The organism is uncultured Sphingopyxis sp. (genome assembly GCF_900078365.1).
GTDB lineage: Bacteria > Pseudomonadota > Alphaproteobacteria > Sphingomonadales > Sphingomonadaceae > Sphingopyxis.
On record NZ_LT598653.1, the window covers coordinates 2447769 to 2470332 of the forward strand.

Sequence of the window (22564 nt, forward strand, 5' to 3'; positions counted from 1 at the left end):
GTTATTCATAACTCGTCATCCCGGCGAAGGCCGGGATCTCATCGTTTCGGCCTGACACACCGTCGAGATCCCGGCCTTCGCCGGGATGACGATGAGTATACTATCAATCCTGCTCGACGAACCGCGCTCCCGCCCGGTCCTTCACCGTCTTCGCCGGATCAAAGATCATCCCGTTCATCGCCACATAAACCCCGGGCGGCAGCGTCTGCACCGCCGCGAGCGCAAATCCGACGTTGAACTCGGCATCGCTCGCGCGCACCGACGCGGGCTGCATCGCGCCGGTCAGCACGATCGTCTTGCCTTCGATCCCCGCGAGCACGCGGCCGGTTACGACCATCGTGTCGGTGCCATGGGTGACAAGGATGCGCGACGCATCGCTCGCCGCGACCGCGGCGCGGATTTTCTCCCGGTCGGCGTCATCCAATTCGAGGCTGTCCTTGCGCATCAGCTGCGTGACGCGGTGCGCGACATGGACATTATTCTCGCGCAGCATGTCGGGGATCGCCGCGGGCCCGATCTGGAACTCGCTCAATGCGTCGAAATAGACCTTGTCGATCGTCCCGCCGGTCGTGAAAATGTCGATCATGCGCATTCGTCCTGCACCGGCAGCGCCGGCGTGCCATCGGGGACGGCGAAGGGCCGCTTGAAGGTGAAGGCTTCGGCGGCCGGCCCGTGCGCTTCGAGCAACGCGAGCCGCGCCATCCCTTCGGCCACCGTCGGTCGATGCCCGGCGGGCACCCACCAAAGCACCTGATAGATGCCTATATGGTCGAACCATTCCTTGCGCCGCTTCATGATCGAAAGATGTTCGGGCTGGCGATAGACGAAGGCGGCAAGCGCATCGAGATCGCGCCACACCGACATGTTCGCGATGACGTGCGGGTCATCGGTGACGGGCACGTCGGTCGCGTTGTTGCCGTCACCGGCCAGTCGCCACACGAAACCATCGCTCGCCTCGGCGATCGCGTTCACGCCATCGAGCGCGTCCATGAAATCGCGGTTCGCGACATGATCGGCGGGCAGGCGGAAGCGCGCAATATTGATTTGCGCGAGTTCAAAACTTGCCATGCCCGCCTTCCTTACGCCAAGGCCTCGGCGATCAGCCGCCGCGTGTTGTCGATGCCGAACAGCGCGATGAAGCTGCCCATGCGCGGCCCCGCGCTCGATCCGAGCAGGGTCTCATAGAGCGCCTTGAACCAATCGCGCAGATTTTCAAAGCCATAGGCCTCGTTCTTGCCGATCTCGTACACGATGTTCTGAATATCGTCGGCGGAAGCATCGGCGGGCAGCGCTGCGAGCTTGGCGTCGAGTTCGCGCAAGGCCGCCCCCTCGCCGCCCGCGGGCTTGCGGCGGTTCAGCGTCGGCGCGACGAAATCGCGGTTATACGCCATCGCATTGTCGATCAGCCGGTCGAGTTCGGGATAGCTCGTCGCATCGGCGCCCGCGACATATTGGCCGAGGTAGCGCCAGATCTGCTCCTTCGACGCATCGGCGCCCATCACCCCGACGAGGTTGAGCAGCAGCCCGAAGGTCACCGGCAGTTCGGTTGCCGGCACATCCTGCCCCCGCGCGACATGAACATGATGCACCGGATTGCCGAGCTTCTTGTCGGGTTCCTGCGCCGGATAATTGCCGCGCATCTGCAGATATTCATCGACCGCCTTGGGCACGACGCCGATATGGAGCTGCTTCGCCGCCTTGGGCTCGCGGAACGCAAAGAAGGCGAGGCTTTCCTCGCTGCCATAGCTCAGCCATTCCTCGATCGAGAGGCCGTTGCCCTTCGACTTCGAAATCTTCTCGCCCTTTTCGTCGAGGAACATTTCATAGATCAGCCCCTCGGGCTTGCGTCCGCCGAGCGCCTTGGCGATCTTGCCCGACTGGACGCCGCTGTCGGTCAGATCCTTGCCGTACATCTCGTAATCGACGCCGAGCGCGACCCAGCGCATCGCCCAGTCGACCTTCCACTGCAGCTTGGCGCCGCCGCCGAGGATCGAATGCGTGATCGTCTCGCCCTCGTCCTCGAACGACACGAGACCGGCATCGGCATCGACCACCGTCACCGGTACCTGCAGCACGATTCCCGACTTCGGGCTGACCGGCAGGATCGGCGAATAGGTCGCGGCGCGCTCGGCGCGCAGCGTCGGCAGCATGATGTCGAGAATGTCCTGATTGTGGCGCAGCACATTCTTCAGCGCCGCGTCGAAAGCGCCTGCCTTATATCGCTCGGTCGAGCTGACGAATTCATATTCGAAGCCGAAACGGTCGAGAAACTCGCGCAGCATCGCATTGTTATGATGCGCGAAACTCTCATACTTGCCGAACGGATCGGGGATCGCGGTGAGCGGCTTGCCCAGATATTCGCGTAGCATATCCTGCTGCGGCACATTGTCGGGAACCTTGCGCAGCCCGTCCATGTCGTCGCTGAACGCGACGAGCCGCGTCGCGGCGCCGCCGGTCAGCGCCTCATAGGCGCGGCGGACCATCGTCGTGCGCAGCACTTCGTTGAAGGTGCCGATATGCGGCAACCCCGACGGACCATAGCCGGTCTCGAACAGCACGGGGGCACCCGCTGGCTTGCCCCCCGGATAGCGTTTGACCAGCTTGCGCGCTTCCTCGAACGGCCAGGCCTTGGACGTTTGCGCGGGCTCGCGCAGCGAAGGATGAAGGTGCAAGTCAGTCATGCCGCGCCCATAGCGGCAAGGCGGGCGGAAGAAAAGCACGCCCGTCGCCCCCGCGCAGGCGGGGGCCGCTGGAGGCCTTTTCCGGCATCGCTGCGTAAACCGGCAGCGGCCCCCGCCTTCGCGGGGGCGACGTCTTCTGATCACCGTTACCGGAAAATTTACCATGCCGGGCCTAGCCTCGCGACATGACGAACTTCCGCACTCCTACTGCCCGCGGCCACAAGCGCACCCCGGTGTCGATCGACGTCACCGTCAACGGCATCCTCAGCTTGGTCGACGGCCGGATCACTGACCTGTCGGAAGGCGGCGCGCGCGTCGACGGGGCGAGCATGCCGGCGCGCTCGCGCTGCGAAATCCATTATGGCGGCGAAGTCACCTACGCCGTCGTCATGTGGTCCGAATATGACCGCATGGGCGTGCGCTTTCCCTATGAACTGACGCATGGCGCGCTCCACAAGGCGCTCCAGAGCGCACGGAGCGCGGCGATGATCGAACCCGCGCAGATATTCCACCGCAACCGCCCGGCGGTATTCGGACGGCGCGGATTGAGTTGACGCGACCTCCCAATAGCTCGTCATTCCCGCGAAAGCGGGAACCCAGCGAGTAACCGTTGCCACTGGGTTCCCGCTTTCGCGGGAATGACGAAATTGTGCGCCATGCTTGCCGCGTTCCTCTTTTGTCCCTAGCGTGGGACGATGGCGCTCGACCCGCTTACCCTCCCCGCGATCCATGCGAGCCATATCGGCATCTGGATCGCCGACACGCACGGCCGCGTGCAGCGTGTCGGGCGCGGCGAGGCGATCGCGGCGGTCGCGGCAACCCCGCATCTGCTCATCGGCGCGCCGCTGACCGGCGACCGGCTCGGCTATCCCGAACTCTCGGGGCTCGACCTGCTCGAGCTCTTCGCCTTTCTCTATCCCGCGCGCTTCGCGGTGCCGACCCCGGCGGGAATCGCCGCCGCCGTCGGGCTGACGCCGCCCAAGGCCGAGGAAGACATCGCCGCCTTCCTGCCTAAAGCGGCGGCCGCGATGCTCGCCAGCCTCACCGATCCCGACTGGCCCGAACGCGAAGGCGCGTGGCACGGCGTCGAAGCACTGGCGCGCCAGCGCTGGCCTTGGGCGCCGCTCGTCCAGCCGCGCCTCGCCCGCCCCGACGCGAGCGAACGCTGGCTCTTCGCGCGCCTCCCCGAGTGGGAGGAGCAATCGCCGCGAGGCGCGCCGCGCCAAGTGACGATCGACGAAGCTGACGTCGCCGCGCGGCTCGACCGGCTCACCGGCGACGGCGCCGAGCGCCGCCCCGGACAACAAGATTACGCCCGCGCGACCGCCGCAATCTTCGCCCCGCGCGAGCGCAAGGACGCGCCGCAGATGCTCGTCGCCGAAGCCGGCACCGGCATCGGCAAGACCTTGGGCTATCTCGCCCCCGCCAAACAATGGATCGACCAGTCGGCGGGCAGCGTCTGCATCTCGACCTTCACCAAGGCGCTGCAACGCCAGCTATCGCGCGAGACCGAGCGGCTCTACCCCGACGCCGCGACGCACCGCGAAAAAGTCGTCGTGCGCAAGGGCCGCGAAAACTACCTCTGCCTGCTCAACCTCGAGGACGCATTGCAAGGCGGTTTTTCGGGGCGCGCCGCAATCCTCGCGCAGCTCGTCGCGCGCTGGGCGGCCTATACGCGCGACGGCGACATGATCGGCGGCGACCTTCCCGGCTGGCTCCCCGCGCTGTTCCGCCGCAACGGCACCACCGCGCTCACCGACCGGCGCGGCGAGTGCATCTATGCGGGCTGCCCGCATTTCCGCAAATGCTTCATCGAACATTCGGCGCGCGCCGCGACGCAGGCCGACATCGTCATCGCCAATCATGCGCTGACGATGGTGCAGGCGGCGCGCCCGCGCGACGGCGGCGCTCCCGCCACCCGCCTGATCTTCGACGAGGGCCATCATCTCTGGGACGCCGCCGACAGCATGTTCGCCGCCGCGCTCACCGGACAGGAAGCGGTCGAAATCCGCCGCTGGGTGCTCGGCCCCGAGGGCAAGTCGCGCGGGCGGCGGCGCGGGCTCGCCGCGCGCCTCGCCGATGTCGCGAGCTATGACGAGGCCGGCGACAAGGCGATTCAGGCGGCGATCCACGCCGCCGCCGAACTCCCCGGCGATGGCTGGCTCGGCCGCCTGTCCGAAAACGAGCCATGGGGTGCGATCGAGCGGCTGCTCGTCGCGGTGCACGCCATGGTCTATGCGCGCGGCATCGACAGCCGCACCGCCGACAGCGGTTACGGCCTCGAAACCGAGCTCGCCGATCCCGACCCCGAACTCGTCACCGCCGCCGCGAGCGCGAGCGACGCGATCGAGGCGCTGCTCCGCCCGCTGATGGCGCTCGGCAAAAGGCTCGAGGCGTTGATCGAGGACCCGCCCGACTGGCTCGACGGACAAGCGCGCGCGAGGGTCGATGGCGCGCGCCACAGCCTCGGCACGCGCATCGACACATTGGGCGGCTGGCTGTCGCTGCTCGGGCGCGTCGGCGGCCCCGCCGACCCCGATTTCGTCGACTGGCTCGCGGTCGACCGCTACGACGGGCGCGAATATGATTGCGGCCTCCACCGCCACTGGCTCGACCCCGCGCGCCCGATCGCCGAGGTCGTCTACCGCCCGGCCCAAGGCGTGCTCGTCACCTCGGCGACCTTGCGCGGCGGCGGCCATGGCAGCGGCGCCAAAGGAACCGGCGGCTGGACCGACGCCGACATCCGCACCGGCGCGCGCCACATGGACGGCGGCGTCCAGCATTTCGCGGTGCCGAGCCCCTTCGATTATGCGCGCCAGTCCGAGGTGCTGATCGTCACCGACATCGCGCGCGGCGATCTGCCCGCGCTCGCCGGCGCCTACAGCCGGCTCATCGAGGCGTCGGGGGGCGGCGCACTCGGGCTGTTCAGCGCGATCCGGCGGCTGCGCATCGTCCATTCGCGCATCGCCGACCGGCTCGCGCGCGCGGGACTGCCGCTCTTCGCGCAGCATGTCGATCCGCTCGACACCGGCACGCTCGTCGACATCTTTCGCGCCGACCCGCACGCCTCGCTGCTCGGCACCGATGCGCTGCGCGACGGCGTCGACGTGCCTGGCGATTCGCTCCGGCTCGTCGTGATGGAGGGCGTGCCATGGCCGCGCCCCACCATCCTCCACGCGGCGCGGCGCGCGGCGCAGGGCGGCAGCGCCTATGACGACATGGTGATCCGCGCGCGCATCGGACAGGCGTTCGGCCGCCTGATCCGCCGCGCCGACGATTTCGGCCAGTTTGTGATGCTCTCGCCCAGCTTTCCCTCGCGGCTGCTTAGCGCCTTTCCCGAAGGCACCCCGATCCGCCGCCTGCCGCTCGACGAAGCGGTCAATCATGTCGCCGCGGCGAATGTGGAAAGAAGGAAAAGCGCCTTTCCCGCCTTTTCACCGTCATAAGTTTGCGGCACAAGGCCCCGGATAAGGGCATAAGCGCGGGGACGCGGGGAGATATTTTGAAGACTTTGACCATCCTGCGCCACGCCAAATCGGGTTGGGACGTGGCCGTCGAACGCGATTTCGACCGTCCGATCAACAAGCGCGGCGCGCGCGGCGCCGAACTGATCGGCCAATGGCTGAAACGGCGCAAACTGCCGGTCGACCGCATCATCGCCTCGCCCGCGGTCCGCGTCACCGAAACGCTCGACATCTTCCAGCCCGCCGCCGGCCTCGACGCACTCGAACCGCATTGGGACCGCCGCATCTATCTCGCCTCCGCCGCGACGCTGATCGACGTGATCCGCGACACCGGCTGCGATGCGCGGCACCTGCTGATCTCGGGCCACAACCCCGGCCTCGAGGATCTGATCCTGATGCTCGTTCCCGAATCGGCGGGCGACGAGCTGCGCGCCAAGGTGGAGGAAAAGCTGCCGACCTCGGCGCTCGCGCGGCTCGACCTCGACATCGCCGACTGGCACGATCTCGACACCGGCATGGCGCGCTTCGCCGACTTCATCCGCCCCCGCGACCTCGACCCCGCCCTCGCCCCCGCGATGGACGACGATTGAGCGCGGCCAGTATCGTGCCGGAATATCGGCAATCGAGCCAAGCCGGCCTCCCGATCAGAACCGGGGCAGCGATAGCAGAGCGACGGGCGGGAAGCTTCCGTCTGTTATGGTCAAATAATAGCGCCGCGAAGAGCCTTGCGCCTTCGCGATCACATTGATCTCTTCATTCTGGAACCACACCCAGAAACGGTGGGTTCCGGCATTGATCCAGTCGACGATCTGATCGGCGAGGAACAGGCTCTCGCCCACCTTCACCGCGGCGATATGATGCGTCCGGCCATTACCGGTACCTACGCGGACGGCGATAATCTCATAGTCGGCCATATCATGACGTCCGATCCTCTTGCGCGGGCCAGCTAGTAGCGAACCGGAACGATGCGGATCCGGTCGATAGCGCCAGGGGACGCTCGCGACCGGGCGATGGCAGCGGCGCGAAGCTCATCGAGAGCGATGACTTCATAGCCGTTTTCGTCGGGCTGCATGGGAAGATCGGTTTCGACGACGAGAATGACCTTTCGCGCAAGGCCGTCGATCTCCCACTCGAACCAGCAGCGGACGATGTGACTGACACCTTCTCGATCATCCTCCATGCGGCGCATCCCGGACAAGGGATCGTGCGCGAAGCTCGCGCTCGACGCTGGCATAGCCGGCGTCGCTTCGCGTCGCGACCGCGATGGGACGCCCGCTCAGAATGGTGTCTTCGGTGTTGAGAAAGTCGAGCGCCGCGTCGCGCCCGCCGAGCAGCTGGAACGCCAGCGCGCTGATCGCGCCTTGCCGCTGCGCATCCTCCGGCGCAAGGGGTGTGACCTTGCGATTTCGCCGAAACGGGTTTGTACGCGCACTCGCCAAAGCGGTGCGCGGCTTATCCTGCTCAGGCGTCATTGGCTTGCTCTCCTTCGGCCCCGCTCCCGGAACCTTGACGCCGGAGCGCGGCGCGCGCGTCGTCGATGTTCGAATATCGGAATGGCCCGACCCGGAACTGTTCCACATATGTATGGACGATGCCCGCATCCGATAGCGACCGAAACGGCTGGAGATGCACCGCATCGGCTGGATGCAAATCGGGCAAGGCGGACAACTTGGCCGCAAGCGCGGCCAGCTTGTCCTCGTCGAGGCCGAGCGCGCGATAGATGTCGCGTCCGATAACCCAAATATCCTCCTGGACCGCGACAAGCCGGCCAACGACATCTTCCAAGCCGAAGGTCGCCCTTTCCTCCTCGGTCATCGCCAGCGCCTCGTTGACGAGCAGTTCGGCAATCAGCGTGTCGCCAACAAAAACCGGGTAGTCGCTCGCCGGCTCCGAAACCGGCGGGTCGGCCTTCGGACCGCCGTGCGCCTGTTCGGCGACCGCGGCAAACCCGCTCGCCAGGCCGCGCCGTTCGCGATATTCGTTGATCCGCTTCGCATAATAGCGCGGCAGATCGAAGCTGGGCAGCAAATGGCCGTCGCGCCGGGCTTGGCTCACCGCCATGAGCGCCATCTGGTGATGATAGAGAAGTTGGTTAAGATCCACCGTCAGCCTCCCATTTTGCGGGAGCGCGATGGTCTCTCAGTCACCGGTATGCAGAACAAGGCCGGCGATATATCGTAAATGGGGCGGCCCGCCTGCTTTTCAAGGCGCGCGCGCCGGGCAACACGCGTCAAATCTGCTTTTTCCGCGGAATGGACCGAATTGATTCGACATATCCCCGAATTGGCCTAGCCTCGTATGACAGAGGCTTTCCTTGGCGACCCGGAAAGCCGACGGGGCTTCCTTTGGTCACGATCGCAGAGGATGGGAGGGCCCTGTCGTCTGGCAGGGCTCTTTCCGTAAATCCCGTACCTCATCGAGCTTCTTTCTTTGTCGGAAGCTACCGATCCGTCCCGGCACCGGAGGATCGGAAACACTCGCCCCCAAGCCGGCATCGCTGGGCAGAATCGCCTTCGCTTCAACCTAGCGCCGCGGCCAGCCGCTGGCGCAGCGCGACGAGCGCTTCAACTGGAATGCCAGCCCCTCGCGCCGGTGCCGCAGCCTCAAGCGTCTCGTGCATCGACGCGGCGCGCGGCGCGGGCACGGCGCCCGGCTCTGACAGCGCCTTACGCGCGCCCTCGACCGTGAATCCCTGCACATGCAGCAAATGGTGGATGCGCTCGGCGAGCGCGACATCCTCGGCGCGGTAATAGCGGCGGCGGCCCGAGCGCTGGAGCGGCTTCAATTGCGGGAAACGCGTTTCCCAATATCTGAGCACATGCGTCGGCACCCCGATCCGCACCGCCAGTTCGCCGATCGCCAGCATGGCGCCCGCCGCCTTGCCGTCATCACCCGCCATGCCGGGCCTCGGCATCGATCGGGCGAAACCTATTTTCCGGCAACGCGCGCTCGCATCGACTGGCTGGCGCGAAAGGTCATCACGCGCCGCGGCAGGATCGGCACTTCGACCCCCGTCTTGGGATTGCGGCCGATCCGCTGCGCCTTGTCGCGCAGCACGAAGGTGCCGAAGCCCGAAATCTTCACATTCTGCCCGACCGCAAGCGCGTCGGACATATGATCCAGAATCGATTCGACGATCGCCGCCGATTCATTGCGCGACAGTCCGATCTGCTGGTTGATGCGGCTGGCGATGTCGGCTCGCGTGAGCGTCCCTGCGGTCATGTTGATCCCTTCCCCCTCTGAAGCGAAAATGCGCGGCCGGTTCCCGGACAGCCCCCACCGTCACGAGTCCCGTTACGCATATGTAACAAATCCGAATTAATCCGCCAAACTGAAACGGATGGAAGGAGAAGTTGACGCGCCGGAACGAAGGTTCAGACGCGCGATAGAGGCGGCACCGGCCCGCTCCCCCTCCCGGCCTCCCCGACGATAGTAGCCTGTGTAAGGCCGGGAGGGGGAGCGGGCCGGTGCCGCAACGCGCGCAAACTATACCCGCAGCACCGCCGCGCCCCAGGTGAAGCCGCCGCCCATCGCTTCGAGCACCACCAGATCGCCGCGCTTGATCCGCCCGTCACGCACCGCGAGGTCGAGCGCGAGCGGCACCGACGCGGCCGAGGTGTTGGCATGCTGGTCGACCGTCAACACGACGCGCTCGGCGGGCAGGCCCAGCTTTTTCGCGGTCGCGTCGATGATCCGCTTGTTCGCCTGGTGCGGCACGACCCAGTCGATCTCTTCGGCCGACAGCCCGATCTCTTCCATCACCTCGGCCAATACCGATGCCAGGTTGGTGACGGCATGGCGGAACACTTCACGCCCCTGCATCCGGACATGGCCGACCGTCCCCGTCGTCGAAGGCCCGCCGTCGACATAGAGCATGTCCGAATATTTGCCCTCGGCATGGAGCCGCGTCGCGAGGATGCCGCGGTCGTCGGCGACCTCTTCGGCCGACAACACCACCGCGCCCGCGCCGTCGCCGAACAGCACGCAGGTCGTGCGGTCCTCCCAGTCGAGGATGCGGCTGAACGTCTCGCTGCCGATCACCAGCGCATGTTTCGCCGCCCCGGTGCGCAGCATCGAATCGGCGACCGACACGGCATAGAGAAAGCCCGAGCAGACCGCGGCGACGTCGAAGGCGATGCAATCGGGCGCGCCCAGCAGCGCCTGCACTTTCGTGGCGCTCGCCGGAAACGTATTGTCGGGGGTCGCGGTCGCGACGATGATCAGCCCGATGTCGGCGGGTTCGAGCCCCGCGGCGGCGAGCGCCTGCCGCGCCGCATCGGCCCCGAGCGTCGCGGTCGTCTCGTCGGGCTCGGCGATATGGCGAAAGCGGATGCCGGTGCGCTCGACGATCCATTCGTCGCTCGTATCGACGCGGCTGGCGAGCTCGTCGTTCGACACGCGCGTGCGCGGCAGCGCCGATCCAGTGCCGGTCAGGACAGCGCGCAGCGTCATGCCGCGTCGCCGCTGCGGAAATTCGCGAGATCCTCGGTCACCTGACGCGTAATATCCTTTTCGATCAGCTCGGCGCAGAGGTGGACGCAGTTCGCGACCCCCTTGGCATCGGCGCTGCCATGGCTCTTGAGCACCACGCCGTTGAGGCCGAGGAACACCGCGCCATTGTGATTATTGGGGTCGAGATGGTGGCGCAGCAGCTCGGTTGCGGGGCGCGAGATCAGGAAGCCGATCTTCGAGCGCGTCGAGCTGGTAAAGGCGCGGCGGAGCAGGTCGGTGACGAAACGCGCCGTTCCCTCGATCGTCTTCAATGCGATATTGCCCGAAAAGCCGTCATGCACGACGACATCGACCTCGCCGCGCGACAATTTGTCGCCCTCGATAAAGCCGGTGAACTGCATCGGCAGCCCGTGCGCCTCGCGCAGCCGCGCCGCGGCGTCGCGAATCTCACCGGTACCCTTCAGCTCCTCGGTGCCGATGTTGAGCAAGGCGACGCGCGGTTTTTCCAGCCCCATCGCGGTGCGCGCATAGGCCGCGCCCATGACCGCGAACTGGATCAGATTATTGGCGTCGCAATCGGTATTGGCGCCGAGGTCGAGCATCACGACGTCATTGTCGCCGAGCGTCGGCAGCAGCGCCGCGAGCGCCGGCCGGTCGATCCCCGGCATCGTGCGCAGCGCGAGCTTCGCCATTGCCATTAAAGCACCGGTGTTGCCCGCCGACACGGCGCCGCCGGCGTCGCCACGCTTCACCGCGTCGATCGCGAGCCCCATCGAGGTGCTCTTCGCCTTGCGCAGCGCCTGGCTCGGCTTGTCCTCGCCCGACACCACGCCGTCGGTGTGGAGGATCTCCGACGCCGCGCGCAGGTTCGGGTGATTGTCGAGCGCCGCCTTGATCCGCTCCTCGTCGCCGACGAGGATGAAGCGGAGGCCGTCGTGCTTGTGGCGCGCCATCGCGGCGCCGGCGAGCATCATGCGCACGCCGACGTCACCGCCCATCGCATCGATTGCGATTCGCGGTGTCAGTACCATTCCGACGCCCTCCCGCTAAGGTTACGCGCCGACCGACACCACTTCGCGGCCGTTATAATGGCCGCAGGCGTTGCAGAGGTTGTGCGGGCGCTTCAGCTCGCCGCAATTCGGGCATTCCTGAAAGGCTTCGACCTTCAGGCTGTCGTGGCTGCGACGCATGCCGCGCTTCGAGGGCGAGGTTTTTCGCTTGGGAACGGCCATGATTTTTCCTGCATTCTCAAATGTTGTATCACGAATCGGCTACCCGGATTTGTCGTTCCCGTTGCCGGAAAAGACTGGCCCGCCCGCCGCGCCGAAGCCCATTCCCGCCTGGATGACGCAGGAAAAATCTTCCGCCGGAAGGTGCCTCAACGCCAGATGGTGTCGGGTGCCGGATCGGGCGCGGCTATAGCGTTTTTGCCCGCAAAGGCAAGCCCATTGCGCGGGAATGGCTGCGACGTCATTCTCCGGCGCAGGCTTGCCCTGCTCCCCGCGCAATGCCACACCATCCCTGTCGCCGGACCAGCCGGTGCAAGAGGGGGAACAAATGATCATCTTGCCGATCAGCCTGACGATCGCCGCCGGAGCGGCGCTGCTCAACCTGTGGCTCGCGCTCCGCGTCGGCCGCGTGCGGACGAAGGAAAAGGTCTTCATCGGCGACGGCGGCAACGATCTCCTCACCCGGCGGATGCGCGCGCACAGCAATTTCGTCGAAAACACCGCCTTCGTACTGATCCTGCTCGCGCTCGTCGAATTGGGCCTCGGCTCGTCGATGTGGCTGTGGGGCGTCGGCGCGCTCTATCTCGTCGCGCGCATCCTGCACGCACTCGGCATGGACGGGATGTTGTGGGGCCGCATGGTCGGCACGATCGTCACCATGCTCACCCAGCTCGGCCTCGCGCTCGGTGCGCTCGCGATCGTCTATCTGACCCCGACCGGCGTGACGACGACCGCGATCGAAACGGTCGCGGCAACGCCGCGCTGACTCTCCCCTCCCGCTTGCGGGAGGGGGTGGTCAGAGTCACGTGCCTCTGACCACGGGTGGGCAGCGACCTAGCATTGGCCCACCCCGCTGCGACTAGCGAGCAAGCTCGCAAGTCTCGCTGCCCCTCCCGCTTGCGGGAGGGGTGCTTATGTCGTCCCCAAAGCCATATCGCTCACGAACGGGTTGGTCCGCCGTTCGTGCGCGAAATTGCTGTGCGCGCCGTGCCCGGGCAGAAAGGTCGTATCGCCGCCAAGCGGCCACAATTTCCGCGTGATCGAATCGAGCAATTGCTGGTGATTGCCGCGCGGAAAATCGGTGCGTCCGATCGATCCCTGAAAGATCACGTCGCCGACGATCGCGAGCTTCGACGGCGCATGGTGAAAGACGACGTGCCCCGGCGTGTGCCCCGGACAGTGGATGACGTCGATCGCGAGATCGCCGACCGTCACCCTGTCGCCATCGACCAGCCAGCGGTCGGGCTCGAACGGCTCGCCGACCATGCCGAAGCGCGCGCCATCCTCGGCGAAACGCTCGATCCAGAAGAGGTCGTCCTCGTGCGGCCCCTCGATCGGCACGCCTAGTTCCTTGGCGAGCATCCCGGCCTGCCCGCAATGATCCATATGGCCGTGAGTGACGAGGATCTTCTCGACCTCCACCCCCGTCTGCCGCACCGCTTCCTTCAGCTTGGGCAGGTCGCCGCCGGGATCGACGAACGCCGCCTTGTTGGTCGCGGTACACCACAGCAAGGTGCAATTCTGCTGAAAGGCGGTGACCGGCACGATCGCCGCGCGCATCGGGGGATTGGCGGGAGGATTGGGATCATTCATGGCGCTCGATGTGGGGAAAAGCGGCGGCAATGGCAAGGGCGCGGCTGGATGACAGGGCGGCTTTCGGCCGGGAGCGGACCCGTCTCCTTGTTAAGCCCCTCCCCTTCAGGGGAGGGGCAACGCAGACTTGGCAGCTTGCTGCCTAGTCGCAGTGGGGTGGGGGTTATCGGCCTTGCGCAAGGCCGATAGCCCCCACCCCAACCCCTCCCCTGAAGGGGAGGGGCTTGATGGATCGCAACGGCAGCTCTCCACTCCAAAGCCGAACGCTCCCCCTCAACGCAGCGTCATCATATCGCCTTCGACACTCACCGCATCGAGCTTCGCCAGAAAACTCTGCCCCAGCAGCGAGACGCCCATGTCGGCATCGACCACCGCCGCCGGCACCTGCCGCACCTCGATCCCCTCGACCACGATGCTGTCCAGCGTCACCGTGCGCATCGGCACGTCGCCGCCCGCGGTGCGCGCCATACCGCCGATCGGCAGGCTGTCGACGTCCATCCCGATCGCCTCGGCATCGCGGCGCGTCAGCGCGACGATCGACGCGCCGCTGTCGACCATCATGCGGATATGGGTGCCGTCGACTTCGGTGTCGGCATAGAAATGCGAGTCGCCCGACCGGCCGAGGCGCACTTCGCCGCCCGCCGCTGCCGGAGCGGAAGCCGACGACCAACCGCCACGCCTGCTCCGCTGCGTCGTCCAATTGCCGCCGCCCGGCGTCTCCGCCGTCGCCCGCGCACCGTCGCCATCGCCCGTCGAGCGGCCGGCGACGCTCGCCACGCCGACCGACACCGCCGTGATGGCGACCGCCAAGCCAAGAAACCGCCCGATCATGGGCGCGCTTGTCGCAGATATGGGTTGGGGATTGGTTAAGCGGAGTCCTGACGCCATCCTGTCATAAATCGGCCTCTTGGCCGAAGTCGGAACACCAATCGGGATGTGCCTGAAGCTTGGTCCTCTTTGCCCCAAACGAGCCGCTTGCTCCCGCGAAGGCGGGAGCCCATCTCCGGTCGGCGTCCATTCAAACCGGCAGGAGATGGGTCCCCGCCTTCGCGGGGACACACATGCTTCATTCATTCGGTCGCGCCTGGGATTGCTCGATGAAGGCACGCCACACCGGCGCGCCGCCGCGGATGCTGTACGCGATCCGCGTACAGGCATAGGGGCGTCCTGGCCGGTTGTCGGCCTCGACGGCGGTCCGGGGCCATGCCGGATCGGCCTGCGCCGACCAACAGACCAGCGCCTCGGCCTCCTGCCCAGCCTCGATCGCCGCGCGCTCGTCGGCGCTCATCGACGCGGGTGCGCTCCAGCCGAAAATGGCGCGATGCGGGAACTCCTTCGAGAAGAGCGCAGGCCGGAACGGGCTGTCGCGGTCCTCGAGCAGGCGCCTCACGCGCTCGCGATCGGCGGCGGCGAGCCACTTCCCGCCAAGCAACGGCCCCCACCGCGCCTCATCGCGCGAGCGCAGGGCCTCGGCGAGTTCGCTGGCGGCCGCCTCGAAGCGCGGCGTCCAGACCGACTCCTTCGCCAGCGGTGCCAGCGCCGAGGCGGGCGCGCGCGCTTCCGGATGGACGGGCAAGAGCGAGGTCGGCGCCGCCCCGGCGGCGGCGGACAGAGCGAAAGCGGCGGCGAGCGCCGACGAGATCAGCAGGGCGCGCATCGGCATATCCTTCTGTTTCGTCATGCAAGAATGACCATCTTCTAGCAACAAAGGGCTGCACCTGTCATGAACCGGCGGCGAGCCCCTCGCGCATCCATGCGGGCGCTGCCGCTGGGTCGATATCCTCCACCCGCCGATGCTCGACCGACCAGCCGAGTTCGGGATAGGCGATCATTTGCCGCTTTTCATCGGCCTCGGCGATCGGCACGACGACGATCCGCCGGTTGACCTTCTGCCGCCAGTTCATCCGCGCGGTATTTTCCTGCCCGACGTAACAGCCCTTGGTGAAGCTGACCCCGTTCAGTTCGGCGGCATTGCATTCGAGCCACAGCGTCGCTCCGTCGCCGAATTCGGCGCGGCCCTCGGCGACGCCCAGCGCCAGCCGGTGCGCGCGCCATGCAGCGTCGGCGCCCTCGCCTTCATCCGCCGGCGCCAGCCAGCGCTGGCCGAGCCCGGCCAGCCGCGGATCGACGACGCCAAGGTCCCCCGCGGGCGCCCAATGCACCGCCAACTCGGGCTCCAATGCGATCGTGATCGCGCGGCGCAGGCGATAGAGCGTCAGCCGCTTGACGAGATCATCCGCCGCCTCGCGCTCGCAGTCGATCAGCACGTCCGCTTCGTCCGCCCAGATCAGGAAGTCGAACAGCGCCTTGCCCTGCGCGGTGAGCAGCGCCGCCCACACCGGCAAATTCCCCGACGTGTCGTTGGTGACGAGCCCTTGCAGGAAACCACGGACATCCTCCCCTGACAGACGGACGAGGGCACGGTCGTTGAGGGTGGTATTGGGCATGGATCGGGACATAGGGCCGCGAGCCGACGACTTAAAGCCCCTCCCGCTTGCGGGAGGGGTTGGGGTGGGCAGCAACATCCGCTAAGCGCGCGATGGACTCGCCCACCCCCGGCCCCTCCCGCAAGCGGGAGGGGGGAGACTTTAATGACCGACCGCCTGACGATCCGCCGCCCCGACGACTGGCACGTCCATCTGCGCGACGGCGCGATGCTCGAACATGTCGCGCCATATACCGCGCGCCAGTTCGCGCGCGCGATCGTCATGCCGAACCTCTCGCCCCCGGTGACCACCGCCGCGGAAGGCCGCGCCTATCGCGACCGCATCAATGCCGCCGTGCCCGCCGGGCTCGATTTCATGCCGCTGATCGTCGCCTATCTCACCGACCACAGCAGCGCCGACGAAATGGCGCGCGGCCATGCCGAGGGCGTCTTCACCGCCGCCAAACTCTATCCCGCGCACGCGACCACCGGCAGCGCGCACGGAGTCACCGACGTCGCGAACATCATGGCCGTGCTGGAAAAGATGCAGGAGATCGGCATGCCGCTCCTGATCCATGGCGAGGTCACCGACACGCACGTCGACGTATTCGACCGCGAGGCGGTGTTCATCGAACGCACGCTCGCACCGCTCGTCCGCGCGCTGCCCGCGCTCAAGATCGTCTTCGAGCATATAACGACGGCGGAGGCCGCGCAGTTCGTCGCCGACGCCCCCGCCAACGTCGCCGCGACGATCACCCCGCAGCACCTTCATATCAACCGCAACGCGATGCTCGTCGGCGGCATCCGCCCGCACGCCTATTGCCTGCCGGTGGCGAAGCGCGAGCATCACCGGCTCGCGGTGCGGGCAGCCGCGACCTCGGGCTCGCCCAAATATTTCCTCGGCACCGACAGCGCCCCGCACGCCGTCCATACCAAGGAAGCCTCCTGCGGCTGCGCGGGCATCTTCAACGCCCCCTATGCGCTCGAATCCTATATCCAGGCCTTCGACGAGGATGGCGCGCTGGCCCATTTCGAAGGCTTCGCCAGCGAACACGGCCCGCGCTTCTATGGCCTGCCGCTCAATGAAGGCACCGTCACGCTCGAACGCGCCGAGACGCTCGTCCCCGACCGCATCGGCGACGTCGTCCCCTTCCACGCCGGCGAAACGCTGGGCTGGCGGCTGGTCTGAATCGCCGCCCCGGTGGGGGTCGCTATCGGTTTACGCATCGTCGGAGAAAGCGTGATCTTTTATAATTATATCGTCATCCCGGCGAAGGCCGGGATCCCGCCGGTGCGTCATTCCGAGAAGGCGAGATCCCGGCCTTCGCCGGGATGACGGGGAAGGATGAAAGGACGTTTCAGTCTGTCCGATCGCTTGAAACCGCCGACAGCCCCCGCCTGCGCGGGGGCGACGGTGATCAAGCCACCTCGATCATCCGCTCGGCGCGCATCTTGCGCAGCATGGCGAAGCTGCGCGCATCGATGCCGCCCTCGGCGTTGAGGAAGCAGGCGAGCTGCGCGGGCTTGAGCGGCTCGGCGAAGACGAACAGGCTGAGCAGGAACTGGAGCGTCGGCGCGAGATACTGGACGAAGCCGAGCGCCGCATAGCTCATCCGCCGCGCCGCCGTCGCAAAGAGCAGCAGCGGCACCGCGGTCACGACGCCGCCGGCCATCAGCAGCAGGCTGATCGACATGTCCGATCCGAACCCGCGCCCGTCGCCCGCCCACAGATACCAGGCGGCGACGCCGAGCGACGGCAGGAGCAGCAGCGTCGTCTCGACCGAAAGCCCCGGAAGCGACCCCACCGGCACCACCTTGCGGATCAGGCCATAGATGCCGAACGAAAAAGCGAGCGTCAGGCTGATCCACAGCGTGTCGAGCGCGCCCGCGAGCAGGATCGCGACCCCGACGCCCGCGATCGCCACCGCCAGCAATTGCAGCTTCGACAATCGCTCGCCGAGAAAGATCATCCCCAGCATCACATTGACGAGCGGATTGAGATAATAGCCGAGGCTCGCCGCGAGCACATGGTCGGTGAAGATCGCATAGATATAGACGAGCCAGTTGACCGCGATCAGCAGCGAACTCGCAAGCAGCAGCCGCAGCGTCCGCCAGTCCTTCAGCGCCGCCATATATTCACCGATCTGCCGCCGGAAGACCATGATCAGGAAACAGAGCGGCAGCGACCAGATGATCCGCTGCGCCAACACCTCGACCGGCGGCACGCTCGCGATCAGCTTGAAGAAGAGCGGAACGAAGCCCCAGATGCCATAGGCCGCGATCGCATAGGGCAGCCCGCCCTGATGGCTCCCCGCGGGGGCCGGTGTCTGTGCCATGGCTTCGAACTTCTAAGGGGTCAAATGATGCCGCCGCCGAGCATCAGGCGGATGACGCCGATGACGATGACGACGATATTGAGGTTGCGCCCGCTCGTCCTGTCCGACATCGCGCCGAGCGCGAGCCCGATGACGGCGAAGGGGATGATCACCCAATTCGCCCAGCCAAGCAGCGGAATGAACGCGAAAACGGCCAGAACCAGGGCGATGACGCCGATGATGAGCGATCCGATGTTGAGCATGACGCCGGTTCTCGCACGCCGCCCGCGATGCGGCAAGACCCTTTCGGTTCGTCGATGGATGCACTCGGTTCGTCTTGTTGCCTTGGGTTCATGCAACGCGATCGGGAGCAGGCTCGTTTTCTTCTCGAAGCGCCCGGTCCTGTCCAAGGGACGGAGTCGCGGAACCAGGAAAGGACTTTAATATGCGTATCCTCACCAAAGGCCTGATGGGCGCGTTCGTCGCCGCCAGCGTCCTTGGCACCACCCCGCTCCACGCCGGCGTGACGACCCCCGCCAAGGCGCCGGGCTATCATGAATTCGAACAGGCGTCGGACTTCTATCGCAAGCGCAAGGACCGCCGCCATTATTCGCGTGACGAGCGCATCGGACGCGACACGCGCATCTGGCGCGGCAACGATGGCCGTTATCGCTGCAAGAAGGACAATGGCACCACCGGCCTGCTGATCGGCGGCGCGGTGGGCGGCCTCGCCGGCCACGAAATCGCGGGCAGCGGCGACAAGCTGCTCGGCACGGTGCTCGGCGCCGCGGGCGGCGCGCTGCTCGGCCGCGAGATCGACCGCGACAAATATCGCTGCCGCTAACGGAAACCGTCTCGCGCGCGGGTTCGAGACCCCTCCAGTCCGCGCACGCTGATGGCGAGGGCGCCGGCTAACGCCGGCGTCCTCAAGCGTATGCGCGCTTGCCGCGCGCCGCCTCTTGCCGCAGAAGCGTCACCCCGACGCTCCGCGGAAGAGAGGATTGCCATGCTCAACGGACCCCTGCTCGTCACCGAGCGCCTGATCCTGCGGCCGCCCGCGACCGAGGATTTCGACGCCTTCGCCGCGATGTGCGCCGAGGAGGAGACGATGCGCTTCATCGGCGGCGCGTGCCCGCGCTCGGCGGCGTGGCGGCAATGGTGTACGCTCGCGGGTGCTTGGCATATCCGCGGCTTTTCGATGTTCTCGGTGATCGAGCGCGCGACCGGTGAATGGGTCGGCCGCCTCGGCCCATGGGAGCCCGATGGCTGGCCCGCGCCCGAGGTCGGCTATGGCGTCAGCGCCAGGTTCGCCGGCAAGGGCTATGCCTTCGAAGGCGCGGTCGCCGCCTGCGATTTCGCGGTCGAATTCCTGAAATGGCCCGAGCTGACGCACTGCATCGACCCCGCCAACACGCGCTCGCAGGCGCTGGCGAAACGCCTCGGCGCGACGAACAGCGGCCCGGCCCGCCTCCCCGCGCCGTTCGAGGATGCCCCCGTCGATGCCTGGACGCAAAGCGCCGACGCGTGGCGCAACAAGCGCAAAACCTTCCGTCCCTGAGCGCCAAATGCGCAAAAGCGTCTCGCTCCGAGACAGTTTTCGCCCAACAAACCCCTCGCGATTAACGCATTTTCTTTGCCCCTTTTTAACCAGGATCGGGCATTCGGGGAAAAGATTAAGGGAGTGTTAGCGATGATCTTGCGCGGAAAATGGCTGATTGCCGGTTTGCTGGTCGCGGCGGCGCCGCTCGGCGGCTGCCGCGACAACCCCGACGCCAAGGCCGATCTCGCTCCGCTCGACGACGGGCTGACCAACGCCGACCCGGCGATCAAGGGCTCGCTCGAAGACAAGATCATGGTCGATCCCGCGCTCGCCGGCCAGGCGAACCGCAACGCCGTCGGCCCCGGCAACCGGCCGATCGACGGCGGCGTCCCCGGTGTCCGGAGCGGCAAGGCCGCGACGGCCGCCGAAGCCGCCGCGGCGCTCAAGGCCGGCAAGCTGCTGACCGCACCGAGAGCCTTGCCCATGGAGGCCGGCTGCGACGGCTGCGAGGCAAAGGCGCGCCCCGTCACCATCGGCGCCCTCGCGCGCGAACAGCAAAAGGGCGCCTGCGACGCCAAGCTCACCTACAGCAACGCCTGGGCGAACCGCCTGCCCGCCGCGTTCAAAGTCTATCCGCGCGCAACGCTGCGCGAGGCGGCCGGGATCGCGGGCGGCAAATGCAATATCCGCGTCGTCAATTTCCAGACCGCCGCCTCGATGCAGGCGGTGCTCGACTATTATCACACGATGGCGATCCGTGCCGGCTATACCAGCGACCACCGCGTCAACGGCAACGAGCATCTGCTCGGCGGCACCAAGGGCGATCTCGCCTATGTGCTGATGATGCGCCGCGACGGCGGGATGACCGACGTCGATCTCGTCGCCTCGGGCGGCAAATAAGCCCCGCCCCGCGGGCATGAAAAAAGCCCCGGGGGAAAATATCCCCGGGGCCTTTTCGCGGGCTTGCGTGACGAGCAAGCCGTGCGGTCCGGCGGTCAGATCTTGTCGCCGAGCCCGCCCTGCACCTTGCCCTTCAGATTCTGGGCTTCGCCCTTGCGCTCCTGCGCCTCGCCTTCGGCGCGCAGCCGCTCGTTATCGGTCGCCTTGCCGGCCGCCTGCTTCGCATTGCCGGCGGCTTCGTTGGCGAGGCCTTTGGCTTTTTCGGTAAATTCACCCATGGCGTATCTCCTTGGCTTTACAGAGGCGCGTAACGCGCCCCTCCCCCGGCCAACGGCACGCCGATGCCGACGTTCCGCCGCTTGAGGCAAGCCGTTCAAGAGCAAAGGCCGCCGGCCAAAGTCCGCTTTGGGGTGGTTAGCGGACGTTGATCCAAATCAGGCCCTCCCCTTCAGGGGAGGGCAGCGAGACTTGCCAGCTTGCTGGCTTAGTCGCAGCGGGTGGGGGCCATCGGCCTAGCGCAAGGTTGATGGCCCCCACCCCAACCCCTCCCCTGAAGGGGAGGGGCTTGTTTTTCAGCTATGTCTGTTTGCGGCCATTCCCAGCCCTTCGTCCCCGGACCGGACTCGCACTCCCGCTCGCGCCGGAAATACCGCAGCGGCCCGTCCCCGCCGCTTCGCTCTCCATCACCACCGCGGCCCATCCCAAACCGCTCCTGCCCAGCCCCGGAATGGCACAGGATTCGCTTCCACCCGCAACCGGGTCGGCGATAAAAGGCTCGCCTCATCCTATCCCATGCACGGTTCGTCAGCCTTGGCGTGGCCCTTGCGCCCTTATACGCGTTCAAGCGACATCCGTTTTCAATCCCATTCCTCAAGGAGACCCCAAGCAATGCGGAAACTCGCAGGCTTTGTTGCAACCTTCTCTCTCGGCATGGCCGCCGTCGTGGCCGCCCCCGCCATGGCGCAAGATGCCGCCGCGGCGACGATCGACCTTTCGGTCGGCACCCAGGTTTTCGATTCCGAAGGCGCCGTGCTCGGCACCGTCTCGAGCGCGCAGGGCGCGAACGTCGTCGTCGATCTCGGCGAAGGCAAGCAGGTCACTCTTCCCGCCAATTCGTTCGGCCAGCTCGAAAAGGGCCCGACGATCGGCGCCACCAAGGCGCAGGTCGTCGCCGCGGTCGATCAGGCCGCGGCCGGCAACGAAGCCAAGCTGACCGCCGCGCTCCAGCCCGGCGCCGACGTGCGCGGCGTCAACGGCGAAGCGATCCTCGGCAAGGTCAAGCTCGTCGCCGCCGACGGCGTGGTCCTCACCACCCCGACCGGCGACGTGAAGCTGCCGCGCAATGCCTTCTTCATCGGCCAGGCCGGTCTCGCGACCAGCTTCACCGCCGAGCAGTTCGCCGCCGCGATGCAGCAGGTCAACACCGCCGCCGCCGCCGATGACGCCGCGGTCGCCGCCGCGCTCGTCGCCGGCACCGAAGTCCGCAGCCTCAAGGGCACCGCCGTGCTCGGCAAGGTCAAGTCGGCCAGCGCCGACGCGGTCGTCGTGACGACCCCCGGCGGCGACGACGTCAGCCTGCCGCGCAGCGCCTTCCTGATGTCGCCCGCCGGCCTCGCCGCGGCCTATACCGCCGACCAGTTCGCCGCTGCCGTCGCGCAGGTGACGGGCGAGCCCGCGCCGCAGGCCGATGCCGCCGCCGCCGCGGACGCGACGGTCGAACAGCCGGCCAACTAAGCCGCTTCGGCATTTTCGGTCGAGGGCGCGGGAGCACGGCTTCCGCGCCCTTTTCCATGCCCCGGGTCGCGGCGCTGTAAAACATGCCCCCTTTATCGTCATCCCGGCGAAGGCCGGGATCTCACCCTCGCGATTTCACGCACCGGCGAGATCCCGGCCTTCGCCGGGATGACGAGATAGAAAGGCAGCGTTTCCCGCCCCAACCCGACGTCTTATTATCGCCTTGCAATA

The 22564-nt window shown here is 66.7% G+C and carries 28 protein-coding genes; 9 read left to right on the plus strand and 19 right to left on the minus strand.

Translation table 11 applies throughout. The features are described 5' to 3' along the window. Positions 1-103: 103 nt before the first annotated feature. The 3 genes from QZL87_RS11270 to QZL87_RS11280 are packed head-to-tail and all read right to left on the minus strand — an operon-like array spanning position 104 to position 2681. Positions 104-586: an asparaginase domain-containing protein gene (locus QZL87_RS11270; protein WP_295319367.1), complete on the minus strand. Its 483-nt coding sequence runs from the start codon at positions 584-586 to the stop codon at positions 104-106. After that, complete coding sequence (locus QZL87_RS11275) at positions 583-1068, minus strand: DUF3291 domain-containing protein (protein ID WP_295319370.1); 486 nt, start codon at positions 1066-1068, stop codon at positions 583-585. The genes QZL87_RS11270 and QZL87_RS11275 overlap by 4 nt, the downstream gene beginning before the upstream one ends. An 11-nt stretch (positions 1069-1079) precedes the next feature. Next, positions 1080-2681 (minus strand): lysine--tRNA ligase, encoded by a 1602-nt coding sequence (locus QZL87_RS11280; RefSeq protein ID WP_295319373.1) that lies wholly within the window; start codon positions 2679-2681, stop codon positions 1080-1082. Positions 2682-2866: 185 nt separating this feature from the next. Between QZL87_RS11280 and QZL87_RS11285 the strand changes: the two genes are divergently transcribed. The 3 genes from QZL87_RS11285 (at position 2867) to QZL87_RS11295 (ending at position 6735) form a co-directional block, all read left to right on the plus strand. Then, positions 2867-3235, plus strand: a complete 369-nt coding sequence (locus tag QZL87_RS11285) for a PilZ domain-containing protein (protein WP_295319376.1) — start codon at positions 2867-2869, stop codon at positions 3233-3235. Between the two features lie 141 nt (positions 3236-3376). Beyond that, a complete protein-coding gene (locus tag QZL87_RS11290) occupies positions 3377-6127 on the plus strand; it encodes an ATP-dependent DNA helicase (RefSeq protein ID WP_295319377.1) in 2751 nt (916 codons plus the stop codon). Positions 6128-6183: 56 nt separating this feature from the next. Further along, on the plus strand, positions 6184-6735 hold the full coding sequence (locus QZL87_RS11295) for a histidine phosphatase family protein (RefSeq protein ID WP_295319379.1): 552 nt from the start codon (positions 6184-6186) through the stop codon (positions 6733-6735). A 54-nt stretch (positions 6736-6789) separates the two neighbouring features. Here QZL87_RS11295 and QZL87_RS11300 read toward each other — a convergent pair whose 3' ends face one another. From QZL87_RS11300 to rpmF, 9 genes are all read right to left on the minus strand, one after another. After that, positions 6790-7059: a hypothetical protein gene (locus QZL87_RS11300; protein ID WP_295319380.1), complete on the minus strand. Its 270-nt coding sequence runs from the start codon at positions 7057-7059 to the stop codon at positions 6790-6792. 32 nt (positions 7060-7091) lie between these two features. Then, complete coding sequence (locus QZL87_RS11305; RefSeq protein WP_295319382.1) at positions 7092-7343, minus strand: hypothetical protein; 252 nt, start codon at positions 7341-7343, stop codon at positions 7092-7094. Beyond that, on the minus strand, positions 7315-7617 hold the full coding sequence (locus QZL87_RS11310; RefSeq protein ID WP_295319385.1) for a hypothetical protein: 303 nt from the start codon (positions 7615-7617) through the stop codon (positions 7315-7317). Before QZL87_RS11310 ends, QZL87_RS11305 begins: the two co-directional genes overlap by 29 nt. Next, on the minus strand, positions 7607-8248 hold the full coding sequence (locus QZL87_RS11315; RefSeq protein ID WP_295319387.1) for a hypothetical protein: 642 nt from the start codon (positions 8246-8248) through the stop codon (positions 7607-7609). The genes QZL87_RS11310 and QZL87_RS11315 overlap by 11 nt, the downstream gene beginning before the upstream one ends. 415 nt (positions 8249-8663) lie before the next feature. After that, positions 8664-9044 (minus strand): MerR family transcriptional regulator, encoded by a 381-nt coding sequence (locus QZL87_RS11320; protein ID WP_295319389.1) that lies wholly within the window; start codon positions 9042-9044, stop codon positions 8664-8666. A 29-nt stretch (positions 9045-9073) separates the two neighbouring features. Beyond that, entirely contained in the window at positions 9074-9367 is a 294-nt protein-coding gene (locus tag QZL87_RS11325) for an integration host factor subunit alpha (RefSeq protein WP_295319391.1), read from the minus strand. Positions 9368-9631: 264 nt separating this feature from the next. Then, positions 9632-10597 (minus strand): beta-ketoacyl-ACP synthase III, encoded by a 966-nt coding sequence (locus QZL87_RS11330; RefSeq protein ID WP_295319393.1) that lies wholly within the window; start codon positions 10595-10597, stop codon positions 9632-9634. Beyond that, on the minus strand, positions 10594-11628 hold the full coding sequence (plsX, locus tag QZL87_RS11335) for a phosphate acyltransferase PlsX (RefSeq protein WP_295319395.1): 1035 nt from the start codon (positions 11626-11628) through the stop codon (positions 10594-10596). Before plsX ends, QZL87_RS11330 begins: the two co-directional genes overlap by 4 nt. Before the next feature lie 21 nt (positions 11629-11649). Further along, the gene (gene rpmF, locus QZL87_RS11340; RefSeq protein ID WP_011541714.1) at positions 11650-11829 is read right to left on the minus strand and encodes a 50S ribosomal protein L32; all 180 of its coding nucleotides are present in this window, start codon (positions 11827-11829) and stop codon (positions 11650-11652) included. 325 nt (positions 11830-12154) lie between these two features. Between rpmF and QZL87_RS11345 the strand changes: the two genes are divergently transcribed. Next, on the plus strand, positions 12155-12592 hold the full coding sequence (locus tag QZL87_RS11345) for an MAPEG family protein (protein ID WP_295319396.1): 438 nt from the start codon (positions 12155-12157) through the stop codon (positions 12590-12592). Positions 12593-12738: 146 nt separating this feature from the next. Here the strand turns inward: QZL87_RS11345 and QZL87_RS11350 are convergent, their stop codons facing one another. From QZL87_RS11350 to QZL87_RS11365, 4 genes are all read right to left on the minus strand, one after another. Continuing rightward, complete coding sequence (locus QZL87_RS11350) at positions 12739-13419, minus strand: MBL fold metallo-hydrolase (protein ID WP_295319398.1); 681 nt, start codon at positions 13417-13419, stop codon at positions 12739-12741. A gap of 273 nt (positions 13420-13692) precedes the next feature. Further along, entirely contained in the window at positions 13693-14229 is a 537-nt protein-coding gene (locus QZL87_RS11355) for a retropepsin-like aspartic protease (protein WP_295319400.1), read from the minus strand. Between the two features lie 256 nt (positions 14230-14485). Next, positions 14486-15076, minus strand: a complete 591-nt coding sequence (locus QZL87_RS11360; RefSeq protein ID WP_295319402.1) for a hypothetical protein — start codon at positions 15074-15076, stop codon at positions 14486-14488. Positions 15077-15140: 64 nt separating this feature from the next. Further along, positions 15141-15866, minus strand: coding sequence for a folate-binding protein (locus QZL87_RS11365; protein WP_295319403.1), 726 nt, complete (start codon positions 15864-15866; stop codon positions 15141-15143). 144 nt (positions 15867-16010) lie between these two features. On the opposite strand from QZL87_RS11365, the gene pyrC reads away from it, so the two are divergent. Then, a complete protein-coding gene (gene pyrC, locus QZL87_RS11370) occupies positions 16011-17033 on the plus strand; it encodes a dihydroorotase (RefSeq protein ID WP_295319405.1) in 1023 nt (340 codons plus the stop codon). A 229-nt stretch (positions 17034-17262) separates the two neighbouring features. Here pyrC and rarD read toward each other — a convergent pair whose 3' ends face one another. After that, on the minus strand, positions 17263-18180 hold the full coding sequence (rarD, locus tag QZL87_RS11375) for an EamA family transporter RarD (RefSeq protein WP_295319408.1): 918 nt from the start codon (positions 18178-18180) through the stop codon (positions 17263-17265). 20 nt (positions 18181-18200) lie between these two features. Continuing rightward, positions 18201-18422: a hypothetical protein gene (locus tag QZL87_RS11380; protein WP_295319410.1), complete on the minus strand. Its 222-nt coding sequence runs from the start codon at positions 18420-18422 to the stop codon at positions 18201-18203. A 182-nt stretch (positions 18423-18604) separates the two neighbouring features. Here QZL87_RS11380 and QZL87_RS11385 point away from each other — a divergent pair, with 182 nt between their 5' ends. The 3 genes from QZL87_RS11385 (at position 18605) to QZL87_RS11395 (ending at position 20599) form a co-directional block, all read left to right on the plus strand. After that, positions 18605-19003 (plus strand): glycine zipper 2TM domain-containing protein, encoded by a 399-nt coding sequence (locus QZL87_RS11385; protein WP_295319411.1) that lies wholly within the window; start codon positions 18605-18607, stop codon positions 19001-19003. A 162-nt stretch (positions 19004-19165) separates the two neighbouring features. Beyond that, entirely contained in the window at positions 19166-19717 is a 552-nt protein-coding gene (locus tag QZL87_RS11390; RefSeq protein WP_295319414.1) for a GNAT family N-acetyltransferase, read from the plus strand. A 132-nt stretch (positions 19718-19849) separates the two neighbouring features. Next, complete coding sequence (locus QZL87_RS11395) at positions 19850-20599, plus strand: hypothetical protein (RefSeq protein ID WP_295319416.1); 750 nt, start codon at positions 19850-19852, stop codon at positions 20597-20599. 95 nt (positions 20600-20694) lie between these two features. On the opposite strand, the gene QZL87_RS11400 is transcribed toward QZL87_RS11395, so the two are convergent. Then, positions 20695-20877, minus strand: coding sequence for a CsbD family protein (locus tag QZL87_RS11400; protein ID WP_295319419.1), 183 nt, complete (start codon positions 20875-20877; stop codon positions 20695-20697). A 610-nt stretch (positions 20878-21487) separates the two neighbouring features. Between QZL87_RS11400 and QZL87_RS11405 the strand changes: the two genes are divergently transcribed. Further along, positions 21488-22333: a hypothetical protein gene (locus tag QZL87_RS11405; RefSeq protein WP_295319420.1), complete on the plus strand. Its 846-nt coding sequence runs from the start codon at positions 21488-21490 to the stop codon at positions 22331-22333. Positions 22334-22564: the final 231 nt, after the last annotated feature.